The sequence below is a fragment of the Glycomyces albidus genome, from assembly GCF_009451885.1.
Classification (GTDB): Bacteria; Actinomycetota; Actinomycetes; order Mycobacteriales; family Micromonosporaceae; genus Glycomyces; species Glycomyces albidus.
Window position 1 is genome coordinate 1 of record NZ_WIAO01000028.1, and the last position, 12,993, is coordinate 12,993.

Below are 12,993 nucleotides of genomic sequence, written 5' to 3' on the forward strand. Positions count from 1 at the left end.
CCCCCGCGACCCCGCACAGACCGTCATCACGCCCGTCGCGGAGCGAAACCGTTCGACCGCGAGGGGTGTTCTCCTCAACCGAATCGGGGTAGGGTTTCGACATGGACAGGCGCATTTTCGGACTGGAGACCGAATACGGGGTCACTTGCACATTCAGGGGACAGCGCCGCCTGTCTCCGGACGAAGTGGCCCGTTACCTCTTCAGGCGAGTGGTCTCCTGGGGCCGCTCCTCCAACGTGTTCCTCCGCAATGGCGCCCGCCTCTATCTCGACGTGGGGTCGCACCCCGAGTACGCCACTCCCGAATGCGATTCCGTCGAGGACCTGGTCAAGCACGACCGGGCCGGCGAGCGGATCCTCGAAGGCCTCATGATCGACGCGGAGAAGCGCCTCCACGACGAAGGCATCGCCGGGGACATCTACCTGTTCAAGAACAACACCGACTCGGCAGGGAACTCCTACGGCTGCCACGAGAACTACCTCGTCAGCCGCCACGGCGAGTTCGGGCGCCTCGCCGAGGTCCTCATCCCGTTCCTGGTCACCCGCCAGCTCATCTGCGGCGCCGGCAAGGTCCTGCAGACCCCGCGCGGGGCCCGCTTCTGCCTGTCCCAGCGCGCCGAGCACATCTGGGAGGGCGTCTCCTCCGCGACGACCCGCTCGCGCCCGATCATCAACACGCGCGACGAGCCGCACGCCGACGCCGAGCGCTACCGGCGCCTCCACGTCATCGTCGGCGACTCCAACATCAACGAGATCACCACGATGCTCAAGATCGGCTCGGCCGACCTCGTGCTCCGGATGATCGAGACCGGCGTGACGATGCGCGACCTCACGTTGGAGAACCCGATCCGGGCGATCCGCGAGATCAGCCACGACACGACCGGCAAGCGCCTGGTGCGCCTGGCCAGCGGCCGCGAGGCCTCCGCCCTGGACATCCAGCGCGAATACCTCGAGAAGGCGATGGACTTCGTCGACCAGCGCGGCGCGGACGCGACCACCAAGCGCGTCATCGAACTGTGGGGCCGGGTCCTCCAGGCCGTCGAGGACGGCAACCTCGACGCGGTCTCGCGCGAGATCGACTGGGTCGCCAAGTTCAAGCTCATCGAGCGGTACCGCGAGAAGCGCGGCCTGCCGCTGTCGAGCCCGCGCATCGCCCAGCTCGACCTGGCCTACCACGACATCCGCCGCGGCAGGGGCCTCCACCACCTGATGGAGAACCGCGGCGAGGCCGAGCGCCTCACGCACGACGTCGAGGTCTTCGAGGCCAAGGAAGTGCCGCCGCAGACCACGCGCGCGCGCCTGCGCGGCGAGTTCATCCGCAAGGCGCAGGAGAAGCGCCGCGACTTCACCGTCGACTGGGTCCACCTGAAGCTGAACGACCAGGCGCAGCGCACCGTCCTGTGCAAGGACCCGTTCCGCTCCCGCGACGAGCGCGTCGACAAGCTCATCGCCAGCATGTGAGACCGGCCCGTGTCCGAACCGCCTGAGACCGACAGCGCCGCCGACCGGCGGCCCGACGAACGCGAGCGGGCCGGCCGGTCCGGCCTGCTCGGTTCGTTCGACCCCGTCGCCGCCTACGAGCGGCGCACCACCCGCATCCGCGAAGAGATCGCCCGCAACCGCCGCGGCGAGTACACGGTCCCGACCTGGGTGCTCGCGCTCGCCCTGGCGGCGGTCATCGGTGTGTGGATCCTGGTGCTGTTCGTGCTGTGAACCGACCCGAATCGGCGCACGCCGCCGGCGCGGTCCCGCCCTGGGAGAGGGCCCCCGATTTCCAACATAGCCGGAGGTTCCTGAAGGGGAGCTGAAGCGAGCCCGGGCGCCGCTGAACGCCCGTCCTCGGTCGGGGCCTCCGTTTCGAGGCTCGCTCCCGGGTCCCCGACGGGACGTGCGGCGAGCCGACGGCATGCCGACGGCGAGGCACCGCGCTGGAAAAGGGCCCCCGGTTTCCAAGGTAGCGGGGGTTCCTGAAGGGGAGCTGAAGTCAGTCGCGGCGTTTGGCGATCTGGGCCGCGTGGCGGCCGGCGGCGGCTTCGGCGATGAAGTAGACGCGGTCGCGGTCGAGGCCGCGGCCCATCGTCGAGAGCTTGACCGGGAGGGCCTCCATGGCCTCGGCGAGCCCGGAGCAGTCGATCTCGATCTGGCGGTGGCGCTCGGGGAGCTCGGCGAGCTGGGCGCGGATCTTCGCTTCGAGGTCGGCGGGGAGCTCGTCGGGAACCGGGATGTCGGCCGCGGCCAGCGCGACCTTCCCGTAAGCGGTCATCGAGTGGTGCGAGATGCCGCGGTGGCGCTCGCGGGCGTCGCCCTCGGAGATCCGCAGGCTCGCGACCGGCCGGCCGCCGAGCACGGCCGCCGCGTTCACGGCCTCGCCCGCGGCGGTGCCGGAGAAGCCCCAGACCGTCCCGGTGCCGAGGTTGCCGGGCCCCTGGGCCACGATCGCGATGTCGGCGCCCCCGACCACGCGGGCCGCGATGAGCGCGTTGTGGATGTTCGTGGCCTCCAGGTCGCCGCCGAAGCACTGGCCTGCGGTGACGACCGTGCAGATCCGGTCCGAGAGCTGGTCGAGCTGGCGCGAGAACCACGCCGGGAGCGCCCCGCCGTCGGTCATCACATACGCGACCTTCGCGTCAGGGGCGGTCGCGTGGACGCCCGCGAGGACCGGCGCGAGCGCCGAGTGCAGATCGGCCACGACCACCGGCATCCCGCCGAGGTCCTCGCACGCCTCCACGGCGGCGCGGTGCGGCGAGTCGTCCTCGTCGACGGCGAGACGCATGGCCTGCATCGGCGTGTAGCGGGCCTTCACGATGTGCCCCGGGCCCTCGACGTCCGCCGGGAGCCGGTCGGGGACCGCGATGACCAGTGCGTACCCGCCCGTACCGAGGCCCTTCGCGATGGCGTTGCAGTTGAGCAGGACCCGGTCGCCGGCCTCGGGGGTGCCGACGAGTTCGTCGTAGGCGAGGCCCCGGCACGAGAAGGCGTCCTCGCCCTCGCGGGCCTCGACGTCGACCTCCAGCTCGGTGCAGCCGCGCCAGCCGCCGCGCACGCCGGTGACGGTCCCGTATCGCCATCTGATCACGCCCGGACAGTACCAAAGCGATGAGGCGCCTTGACGTTTCGGTGGACGGGGCCGCGCGGCCCCGACGACCGCGCCCCGGCCGGCTGCACCCCCGGGTCCGCATGCCGCCGGCCGCACCGGCCGCTTCGGACAGGCCGCCGGCCGCGCGCTCGAACCCCGCCGCTGCCGCGGCTCCTGGCGCGAGGCGCGCCGCCCGCGGTACACGCCCGGGCGTGATGGCAGGCGGCCAGGGCGCTGGCATAGGCTGGGCGGGTGTCCAACGATCGCACTGAACGACTGGTGAACCTGGTGCTCTGCCTGCTGTCCTCGCGGCGCTTCCAGACCGCCGGCAGGATCGCCCGGACCGTCCCCGGCTACGAGCACGACCTCGAGGACAAGAAGGCGCACGAGGCGTTCCAGCGCAAGTTCGAACGCGACAAGGCCGAGCTGCGCCGCATCGGCATCCCGCTGCAGTCCGGCATCGACTACCTCGCCGACGGCGAGCCCGGCTACCGGATCGCGCGCTCCGACTTCGAGCTGCCGCAGATCGAGTTCACCGACGCCGAAGCCGCCGCCGTGGCGGCCGCCGCGCGACTGTGGCAGCAGCCCGAACTCCAGTCCGGGAGCGCCGAGGCCCTCCTCAAACTCCGCGCCGCCGGCATCGACGTCGAGTCGCACGCCGCGACCGCGACCGTGAAGTCCCTGCCCGGGGCCGAGGCCGCGCTGTCGCCGTTCTTCGAGGCCATCGCCGCGCGACGCGCCGTCGCCTTCGACTACCTGGGCTCGCGCGACGAGTCGCCGCAGCCGCGCCGCATCCAGCCCTGGGGCTGCGCGGCCTGGCGCGGGCGCTGGTACGTCGCCGGGCTCGACCTCGACCGGGGCGCGCAGCGGTGCTTCCGGCTCTCGCGCATCACCGGGAAGGTCCGGCTCACCGGCCCCGAGGGCGCCTTCGCGATCCCCGAGGACGTCGACGTGCTCGCGTTCGCCTCGGAGTCCGAGGCCCGCCAGCGGCCGATCCGCGCCACCGTCCTGGTCCGGCCCAAGCGCGCCTGGGGCGTGCGCCGGCGCGCCGACCAGATCGGGCCGCGCACGCCCGAAGGCGACCAGGTCTGCTTCTCCTACACCGAGACGGCCCCGACCGCCGCCTGGCTCGCCTCCTTCGGCGCCGACGTGCTGGTCGTCGACCCGCCCGAGCTGGTCAAGGAGACCGTCGCCTGCCTGCAGGCCCTCGCCGACGAAGAAGAGAGCTGACATGACCACGAACCGCCTGGCCCGGCTGCTCAACCTCGTCCCGTACCTGGTCGCCCGTCCCGAGGGCGTGCCGATGGCCGAGATCGCCGCGGACTTCGGCGTGGACGTCGAGCAGATCCAGGCCGACCTGACGATGCTGTGGATGTGCGGCCTGCCCGGGTACGGGCCCGGCGACCTCATCGACATCGCGTTCGACGCCGACGCCGTGCGGGTCCTGTTCGCCGCCGGCATGGACCGGCCGGTGCGCCTCGCCGCCCACGAGGCCCTCGCGCTCTCCGTGGCCCTGCGGGTCCTCGCCGACACGCCCGGCGTCGGCGACCGCGCGGCCATCGCCTCCGCGCTCGACAAGCTCGCGGCGGCCGCGGGCGAGGCGCCCGCGGACGTGGCCGTCCGCGACACCGTGACCGACCCGCAGGTCGAGAAGTACGCCGCGCTCGTCGCCTCCGGGCACGCCGCGCGCATCACCTACTACTCGGCAAGCCGCGACACCACCTCCGAGCGGGTCGTCGACCCCATCGAGATCGTCGTCGCCGACGGCCACGCGTACCTGCGGGCCTGGTGCCGCACGGCGGGGGAGATCCGCCAGTTCCGCATCGACCGGATCGACGCGTGCACCGAGCTCGACGAGCCGTCCGAGCCGCTGCGGCTGACCAACCAGCCGGCGCCGACCGCGTTCCTCGCCTCCGAACTGCCGCGGATCGAGCTGCTCCTCGGTGCCGGCGCGAAGGGCGTCGCCGACTCCTACCCGTGCGAAGCGGTCCTTGGCGAGCCCGACGGCCGCCGCCGCGTCGTCATGCGCGTGCGCGACCTCGACTGGGCCCGCCGCTTCGTGCTCGGGCTCGGCGGCGAAGCCGAGGTGGTCGCCCCGACCGAACTGCGCGACGCCGTCCGCCAGACCGCCCGCGCCGCGCTCGCCCGGTACGCCCCGGCCGCCTGAGCCGGGCCCCGGCCTGCATAGAATGGCCCGATGATCTGGGCGATATCGGTCGTGCTGGCACTCGCCGGACTCGTGCTCCTCGCCGTCGCGGCGCTGCGCCTCCGCGGCGGGCTGCAGCAATTGGGATACGGGCTCGAACGCGTCCAAGAACGCGCCGAGCAAGCTCAGGAGCTGCAGGAACGCTTGAACCTGACGCTGGCGGAAGTGCAGCGCGCGACCGCCGCGCGGCCCGAGAAGTGACACTTCCCGCCCGCAGTCAGCACATTCTGATAAAGATCGGCGATCCCGAAGGCTCCAGTGTTGACGGAAGTGTCAACCGTCGGTCATGCTTGTCCGGCTCGACGATGTCGTAGCCGCTCGTATCGCCGGTGACCTCGGGTGAACCCGGTCTCAGGCTCCGTGGCGGCCGCCTCGACTGAGGCATACGATGGTTACGTCACCGACATATATCCGGAGGGACCGAACAATGGGTGCACTGAAGCCCTGGCACATCATCATTCTCGTCGTTGTCATCCTGCTGGTGTTCGGCTCCCGGAAGCTCCCGGACATGGCCCGCGGCCTGGGTCGATCCATGCGCATCCTGAAGTCCGAGACCGAGGCCATGAAGAAGGACTCGAGCAACCCGGACGACGACGGCGACGTCCGCGCCGAGCCCAAGCACACCCGCGAGCCGCTCGACCCGCCGGCGCCGGTCAACGAGACCGTGATCGACAGCGAGTCGGTCGACCGCAAGCACACCCGTTAGCCGGGATACGGCCGTTACGAACATGGCGGACGAACCTCCGCGGCGCGCCAATAAACGCAAGACCAAGTTCCAGCGCGCCGCCGACGGCTCCATGACGCTCATGGAGCACCTGCAGGACCTGCGGCAGCGTCTGCTGATCGCGATCATCGCAATCATCGTGGGAACTGCCGTCGCGTTCTACTTCGCCGACGACCTCATCAAGTTCCTGTCGGACCCGTACTGCAGCGCGCTCGGCACCGGCACGGTCGAGGAATCAGGCGACGGCGCGAAATGCGAGGCGGTGCTCAACTCGCCGATCTCGCACATCGCCCTGATGCTCAAGATCTCGCTGTACTCGGCGCTGGTCGGCACGGCCCCGATCTGGCTGTACCAGCTCTGGGCGTTCGTCGCACCCGGTCTGCACCGGAACGAGCGCAAGTACGCGTACCTGTTCATCGGCATCGCGGCGCCGCTGTTCCTGGCGGGCGCGATCCTCGCCTACTTCGTGGTCGCCCACGGCATGGAGTTCATCATGCTGCTGGCGAGCCAGGACTTCGTCATCCTGCTGAACCTCGAGGATTACCTCAACTTCTTCATCTCGGTGATGATGGTGTTCGGCATCGGGTTCGAGTTCCCCTTGATCATGCTGATGCTCAACGTCATCGGGCTCGTCAACGCCAAGCGGATGTTCGGCTGGTGGCGGATCGTCGTGGTGGTGAGCTTCGCCTTCACCGCGATCTTCACCCCCACACCCGACCCGTTCGGCATGACGGCCCTGGCCATCTGCATGCTCATCCTCTACCTCGGCGCGTGCGGTGTCGCCTACCTCAACGACAAGCGGCGCGGCATCCGGTACGACGACGAGTGGGACGACGACGAGGCCGGCGACATCGGCCCGGTCGACGACGTCGAGGTGGCCTCCTCGATCGCCGCCGGGAGCCTGGACGACGAGGACTACCCGGACGAGCGACGCAACCGCCTCGGCCGGCGGGTCGACGGCTACGACGACATCACGTGAGTCCCGTAAGGGCACGGTCCTTTGCAGACGCTCTCTTGAAGTCACGTTCTTGAGAGGCGCGGTCTTTCAGAGTCGTGGTCGCTGAGAGGCACTCTGAGAAGGCACTCTGAGAAGGCACTGTCCGGTAAGGTCGGACGACGAGCGAAACGGAAGGGCCCCGATGCAGCCGCATCGGGGCCCTTCCGGCGTCTTCAGGGGTCAGCAGCTGCGGACCAGCCGCAGCACCGCCTCGAGGCCGACCGTCCGGCCCGCCTCGGCGTGCGGCACCAGATAGCAGCGCGCGCCGATCCGGGCCGCGCCCGCGTCGGCCATCGTGTCGCCGACCATGAGCACCCGGCTCGGCTCGACGTCCAGCGCATGGCAGGCGGCGTAGAAGATCTTCTCGTCCGGTTTGCAGTAGCCGACCTCGTACGACAGCACCCACGCGTCGATGAACCGGTCGATCCCCAGGCGCCGCAGGATCGGGCGCGCGTCGAACCCGATGTTCGACACCAGCGCGATCGGGAACCCCTGCGCCTTGAGCGACACCAGGGTCGAGAGCGTGTCCGCGAACGCCACCCATCCTTCAGGGGAGGCGAGCCGGTCGTACAGGGCGGTCGCGAGGCCGTCGAACACGCCGTGCGCCTGCGCCGCGAGCTCGGTGAACGCCTCGCGGTGGGCGTCCTCGTCGAGGTCGCGGTCCGCCCACGCCTCCGCGAAGTGCGGCCGCACGCGCGGCTCCATGCCCGAACCGAGCCAACCCTGGGCGCCGATGGCGTCCGCCAGGGCGGTCACCGCGAGCGGTGACAGCTGCTTCCCGCACGCCTCGGCGGCCAGCGCGACCGACCTGGTCAAGGGTTCGAGCTGTGCCAAGGTGCCGTGGAAGTCGAACAGGACCGCGTCGACCCCTCCGCGTCCCGCATCGTCGTCTCCTGGTGAGGAATCACGGTGCACATCCGGGACGATACCCGGCCGTGTAGGCGTCGTCACAGCCGGGTGCGAGGGCGCGTTACCGGGATGCTCTTGTCGGGGCGGCAGACTAGTGTTGAGACCATGGTTAACGCCGACGTGCCTTACGCCGACGACCGCTCCCCGGCCGAACGCCACGCCGCCGCCCAGGCGCGACGGCAATGGCCGCAGCTGGCGGCATTCGCGGGGGACTACCCGTTCGAGCTCGACGACTTCCAGGTCGAGGCGTGCCGCATCCTCGAATCCGGTCACGGGGTGCTCGTGTGCGCCCCCACCGGGGCCGGGAAGACCGTGGTGGGCGAGTTCGCCGTGCACCTGGCGCTGGCCGAAGGCGCGAAATGCTTCTACACGACGCCGATCAAGGCGCTGTCGAACCAGAAGTTCAACGACCTGGCCGACACGCACGGCGCCGAGAACGTGGGCCTGCTGACCGGTGACACGGTCGTGAACGGCGAGGCCCCGATCGTGGTCATGACGACTGAGGTCCTGCGGAACATGATCTATGCGGGCTCGTCCACCCTCCACGGGCTCCGGTACGTGGTCATGGACGAGGTGCACTACCTCGCCGACCGGTTCCGCGGCGCCGTCTGGGAGGAGATCATCATCGAGCTCCCGCAGGAGGTGCGGGTCGTCTCGCTGTCGGCGACGGTCTCCAACGCCGAGGAGTTCGGCGACTGGCTCAAGAGCGTGCGCGGCTCGACCGAGGTCGTGGTCTCCGAGACCCGCCCGGTCCCGCTGTGGCAGCACATGATGATCGGCGGCGCCCTGCTCGACCTGTTCGAGCCCGACGGCGACTTCGTCTCGAAGGAGCTGCTCAAGAAGGACGCCCGGATGCGCGAGCGCGGCGAGCGCGCCGGCGGCGGCCGCCGCCGCGGGCGGCCCCATGTGGACCGGGGCCGCGTCGTCTCCCGCCTCGACCAGGCGGCGCTGCTCCCGGCGATCTACTTCATCTTCTCGCGCGCCGGCTGCGACGCGGCCGTCGACGAGTGCGTGCGCGCCGGCCTGCGGCTCACCGACGGGCGCGAACGCGACGAGATCGTCGACTACGCGACCGCGTCGGTCTCCCACATCGACCCCGCCGACCTCGACGCGGTCGGCTTCGACCGGTGGCTCGCCGGGCTCGCGGCCGGCATCGCCGCCCACCACGCGGGGCTGCTGCCGGTGTTCAAGGAGGTCGTCGAGAAGCTCTTCGAGCGCGGCCTGCTCAAGGCCGTGTTCGCGACCGAGACGCTCGCGCTGGGCATCAACATGCCCGCGCGGTCGGTGGTCCTGGAGCGGCTCATCAAGTACGACGGCTCCGACCACGTCATGCTCACCCCGGGCCAGTACACGCAGCTCACCGGCCGCGCGGGCCGGCGCGGCATCGACGTCGAGGGCCACGCGGTCACCGTCTGGGCAGAGGACGTGCGCCCCAAGGAGCTCGCGGGCCTCGCCTCCAAGCGCACCTACCCGCTGAACTCGTCGTTCGCGCCGTCCTACAACATGGCCGTGAACCTCATCGGCGCCGCCGGCGTCGAGCGCGCCCAGGAGGTGCTGGCCTCCTCGTTCGCGCAGTTCCAGTCCGACTCCGAGGCCGTCCACATCGCCGAGCAGGCCCGGGCCCTGGGCCGGCGCGCCGCCGAGGCCGCCAAGGGCGCCGAGTGCCACAAGGGCGACTTCCTCGCCTACTACGAACTGACGCACCAGCTCTCGCAGGCCGAGCGCGCGAACCAGAAGCGCCGCAAGGGCGCACTGCGCGACGAGGCCCGCACCAACCTCGAGGAGCTCCGCCCCGGCGACGTCATCTGGATCTCCCGCGGCAAGCGCACCGGCTGGGCGGTGTTCCTGCGGCCCACGGGCGGCTCGCGCCACCACGACCCGCGCTGGTCGGTGCTCACCGCCGACGGTTGGGCCGGGACCCTGGAGACCTCGGCGTTCGACGGCGGCCTCGAGGTCGTCACGAAGCTGCGCATGCCCAAGCGCTTCGACCGCCGCGACCCCAAGGCCCGCGCCGACCTGGCCTCGAGCCTGCGCGAGGCCACTCGGGACCGGTCGCGTCCGACCCGCCGCGGCGGCGCGGCCGAGACCCCCGAGATCGCTCGGCTGCGCGAGGAGGTCAAGGGCCACCCGTGCCGCACCTGCCCCGATGCCGGTCAGCACACCGTCCACGCGTCCCGCTGGTCGCGTCTCAAACGCGAGGAAGAGGCGCTGCGGCGCCGGTCCGAGCGCCGCGAGCACTCGCTGGCCCGCCAGTTCACGGCCGTGCGCGAAGTCCTCACCGAGTTCGGATACCTCGAAGGCGAGACCGTCACCGAGGCCGGGCGGCTGCTGCGGAACCTGTTCGTGGAGACCGACCTGCTCGTGGCCCAGTGCCTGCGCGACGGCATCTGGGAGGGCCTCGACCCCGCGTCGCTGGCGGCGACCGCGTCCACGGTGATCTACGAGTCCCGCTTCGAGGAGGACGAGTTCTTCGTGGCCGTCCCCGGCCCGATCACCGAGCACGTCGCCAAGGTGCAGCGGCGCTGGGAGGCCATCCGGCGGGCCGAGAACCAGCGCGGCCTCTCGCTGATTTCGCGGCCGCAGCTCGGCCTGGCCTGGCCGATCTACCGGTGGACCAAGGGCGAGGAGCTGTCCAAGGCCCTCGCCGCGGCCGACGGCCCGTGGCCGATGCCCGGCGGCGACTTCGTCCGCTGGGCCCGCCGCACCGCCGACCTGCTGCACCAGATGGGCACGGCCGCCAGGTTCATCGGCACCGAGTCCTCGAACAAGCTCGCCGATGCGGCCTTCGACGCGGTGGACTCGATCCGCCGCGGCGTCGTCGCCGACGTCTGAGCCCCGCCGGCCGACCGGGGTACGCCCGCGGCGCGCCCCCGGACAGCGCCGCTGCCGAACCGTGCCGCCCCGGAAGGAGCCCCGATGCACCGCAGCCGCATCTCGACGGTCCTGATCGACACCCCCGACGCCGACGCTGCCGCCGCGTTCTGGTCGGCCGCGCTCGGCGTCGAGGCCCGCCCGGTCGAGGGCGAACCGCAGTTCACGTCCCTGCCCGGGGCCCTGCCGGGCCTGGTGACCGCGGTGCAGCGCCTCGACGACGGCGAGCCGCGCTTCCACGTGGACATGGAGACCGACGACCTCGACGCCGAGACCGAGCGGCTCAAGGCGCTCGGGGCGGTGGAGGTCTCGCGCTGGCTCGAATGCCGGACCCTGCGGGTCCCGGGCGGCCACATCGTCTGCGTCATCCCGGTCCACTCCGACCGCGCCGAGTTCGAGGCCGCGGCGAACGTCTGGGAGTAGGCGCCCTCAGCGGTCGCCGCCGGCGAGCAGGTGGTGCAGGAACCGCTGCGGGTCGTCGAGGAAGTCGCGGGTGAGCCGCACGGGGCCGGCCTCGTCGTACCCGACCGGCGCGACCCCGTCGGCGCCGGTCTCGTAGCGCAGCGCTCCCGGGCAGGCGAGCAGGATCGGCGAGTGGGTCGCGACGATGAACTGGGCGCCCGAGGCGGCGAGGTCGGCGATGACGGCGAGCAGCGCGAGGCAGCCGTGGACGGACAGGGCCGACTCGGGCTCGTCGAGCAGGTACAGCCCGCCGGGGCGGAACCGGTGGGTCGCCAGATCGAGGAAGCCTTCGCCGTGCGAGCGCTCGTGCGCCGAGACGCCGCCGTAGGCGTCCAGCGGCCCGCCGAGGCGTTCGACCTCGGTGGCCACGTTGAAGTAGGTCTCGGCGCGCAGGAAGAACGAGTCCACCGGGCGCGGCCCGGCCCGGCGCACGACGACCAGGTGCTCGGCGAGCGGCGTGGCCGTCTCGCGGGTGGCGAACCGGAAGTTCCGCGAGCCGCCTTCGACGTTGATGCCGAGTTCGGCCGCGAGCGCCTCGACGATCGTGGACTTGCCGGTGCCGTTGTCGCCGCAGAGCATGACCACCGGCGCGTCGAGGTCGAGGCCGGACTCGAGCGCGCGCACGGCCGGCAGCTCCCACGGCCAGCCGCGCTCGGGGAGCCCCTCGGCCCGCACCGCCCGCAGGAACGGCTCGGTTCGCTTGCGCGGCATGGGTTTACGCGGCGGTGGCGGCGAGCGCCTCTTGGAAGCGCTTGAGGGCCGAGGCGACGTTCCACTGCGCGGCCAGTTCCTCGACGGCCGCGGGGTCCTTCCATGCGGTCGGGAGCGTCGCGTCGACGAGGGGCACGTCTACGTCGGCGACCACCGAGGAGACCTTGACGGCGCGTTCGAGGTAGTCGCCGGCGCCGTTGACGGCGCTGCGGTGGCGGTCGGGCAGCTCGGAGGCCGGATCCGCCGCGGCGGCCCGGATGCCCGAGATGCCGCCGTAGGCGTTCACGAGCGCCACCGCGGTCTTCGCGCCGATGCCCTTGACGCCGGGCAGGCCGTCGGAGGGGTCGCCGCGCAGGACCGCGAAGTCGACGTAGTGGCCGGGGTCCACCCCGAACTTGGTGGCGACGGCCTCGCCGTCGAACAGCTCGGCCTTGGTGATGCCCTTCGCCAGGTACACCACGTGGCGGCGGCGCTCGTCGTCGACGAGCTGGAACAGGTCGCGGTCGCCGGTGACGATGAGGACCGGTTCGGCGGTGCGGGCCGCGAGGGTCGCGATCACGTCGTCGGCCTCGTACTCGGGGTGGGCCGCGGTGGCGACGCCGAGGGCCGGCAGCAGCGCCTCGATCGCGGCGACCTGGTCGTCGAGGCCCTCGGGGGTGTCCTCGGAGCCGTCCGGCAGGGCCCGCTCGGCCTTGTACGCGGGGAGCTGCTCCAGGCGCCACGCCGGCCGCCAGTTCCCTTCGAGGCAGCAGACCATCCCGGTGGGGGAGAAGCGCTTCGCCAGGACCGCGAGGCCGTCGAAGAAGCCCCGCACCGCGCCCGAGCGCCGTCCGTCCGGGGCCTTGATCGAGGAGGGGAGCCCGTAGTAGGCGCGGTACCACAGCGAGGCGGCGTCGATGAGCATCAGCATGCGCACCACTCTCTCACGAGCGGACGACACTGCGGGCCGTCGCCGATTCACCCGTCCGTACTGCGAAACCTGCCACATTGCGGCCCGGTCGGCACAACTATGAGAGGGTCCGACCGGAAAGATCGGCG

The 12,993-nt window shown here is 71.5% G+C and carries 13 protein-coding genes; 9 read left to right on the forward strand and 4 right to left on the reverse strand.

Annotated elements, in window-relative coordinates:
* Positions 1-101: 101 nt before the first annotated feature.
* Together pafA and GFD30_RS19415 are read left to right on the forward strand one after the other, a co-directional pair.
* Entirely contained in the window at positions 102-1,460 is a 1,359-nt protein-coding gene (gene pafA, locus GFD30_RS19410; protein ID WP_153026843.1) for a Pup--protein ligase, read from the forward strand.
* Positions 1,461-1,469: 9 nt separating this feature from the next.
* A complete protein-coding gene (locus GFD30_RS19415; protein ID WP_153026844.1) occupies positions 1,470-1,712 on the forward strand; it encodes a hypothetical protein in 243 nt (80 codons plus the stop codon).
* Between the two features lie 271 nt (positions 1,713-1,983).
* On the opposite strand, the gene GFD30_RS28050 is transcribed toward GFD30_RS19415, so the two are convergent.
* Positions 1,984-3,075, reverse strand: coding sequence for a DUF3866 family protein (locus tag GFD30_RS28050; RefSeq protein WP_322633426.1), 1,092 nt, complete (start codon positions 3,073-3,075; stop codon positions 1,984-1,986).
* Positions 3,076-3,327: 252 nt separating this feature from the next.
* Between GFD30_RS28050 and GFD30_RS28055 the strand changes: the two genes are divergently transcribed.
* The 5 genes from GFD30_RS28055 (at position 3,328) to tatC (ending at position 6,984) form a co-directional block, all read left to right on the forward strand.
* On the forward strand, positions 3,328-4,305 hold the full coding sequence (locus GFD30_RS28055) for a helix-turn-helix transcriptional regulator (RefSeq protein WP_322633427.1): 978 nt from the start codon (positions 3,328-3,330) through the stop codon (positions 4,303-4,305).
* A 1-nt stretch (position 4,306) separates the two neighbouring features.
* On the forward strand, positions 4,307-5,242 hold the full coding sequence (locus tag GFD30_RS19430) for a helix-turn-helix transcriptional regulator (protein WP_153026845.1): 936 nt from the start codon (positions 4,307-4,309) through the stop codon (positions 5,240-5,242).
* A 30-nt stretch (positions 5,243-5,272) separates the two neighbouring features.
* A complete protein-coding gene (locus GFD30_RS19435; protein WP_153026846.1) occupies positions 5,273-5,482 on the forward strand; it encodes a hypothetical protein in 210 nt (69 codons plus the stop codon).
* Positions 5,483-5,708: 226 nt separating this feature from the next.
* Positions 5,709-5,987, forward strand: coding sequence for a Sec-independent protein translocase subunit TatA (gene tatA, locus GFD30_RS19440; protein ID WP_153026847.1), 279 nt, complete (start codon positions 5,709-5,711; stop codon positions 5,985-5,987).
* Between the two features lie 22 nt (positions 5,988-6,009).
* Complete coding sequence (gene tatC / locus GFD30_RS19445; protein WP_153026848.1) at positions 6,010-6,984, forward strand: twin-arginine translocase subunit TatC; 975 nt, start codon at positions 6,010-6,012, stop codon at positions 6,982-6,984.
* A gap of 198 nt (positions 6,985-7,182) precedes the next feature.
* Here the strand turns inward: tatC and GFD30_RS19450 are convergent, their stop codons facing one another.
* Positions 7,183-8,001 carry an HAD family hydrolase gene (locus GFD30_RS19450; protein WP_407649104.1) on the reverse strand — a complete coding sequence of 273 codons (819 nt, stop codon included), beginning with the start codon at positions 7,999-8,001 and terminating at the stop codon, positions 7,183-7,185.
* A 15-nt stretch (positions 8,002-8,016) separates the two neighbouring features.
* Between GFD30_RS19450 and GFD30_RS19455 the strand changes: the two genes are divergently transcribed.
* Together GFD30_RS19455 and GFD30_RS19460 are read left to right on the forward strand one after the other, a co-directional pair.
* Positions 8,017-10,743 carry a DEAD/DEAH box helicase gene (locus GFD30_RS19455; protein ID WP_153026849.1) on the forward strand — a complete coding sequence of 909 codons (2,727 nt, stop codon included), beginning with the start codon at positions 8,017-8,019 and terminating at the stop codon, positions 10,741-10,743.
* A gap of 84 nt (positions 10,744-10,827) precedes the next feature.
* Entirely contained in the window at positions 10,828-11,205 is a 378-nt protein-coding gene (locus GFD30_RS19460) for a VOC family protein (protein ID WP_153026850.1), read from the forward strand.
* Between the two features lie 6 nt (positions 11,206-11,211).
* On the opposite strand, the gene GFD30_RS19465 is transcribed toward GFD30_RS19460, so the two are convergent.
* Both GFD30_RS19465 and GFD30_RS19470 read right to left on the reverse strand, forming a co-directional pair.
* Positions 11,212-11,955, reverse strand: a complete 744-nt coding sequence (locus GFD30_RS19465) for an AAA family ATPase (RefSeq protein ID WP_153026851.1) — start codon at positions 11,953-11,955, stop codon at positions 11,212-11,214.
* Positions 11,956-11,959: 4 nt separating this feature from the next.
* On the reverse strand, positions 11,960-12,865 hold the full coding sequence (locus tag GFD30_RS19470; RefSeq protein WP_227996677.1) for a 5'-3' exonuclease: 906 nt from the start codon (positions 12,863-12,865) through the stop codon (positions 11,960-11,962).
* Between the last annotated feature and the right edge of the window lie 128 nt (positions 12,866-12,993).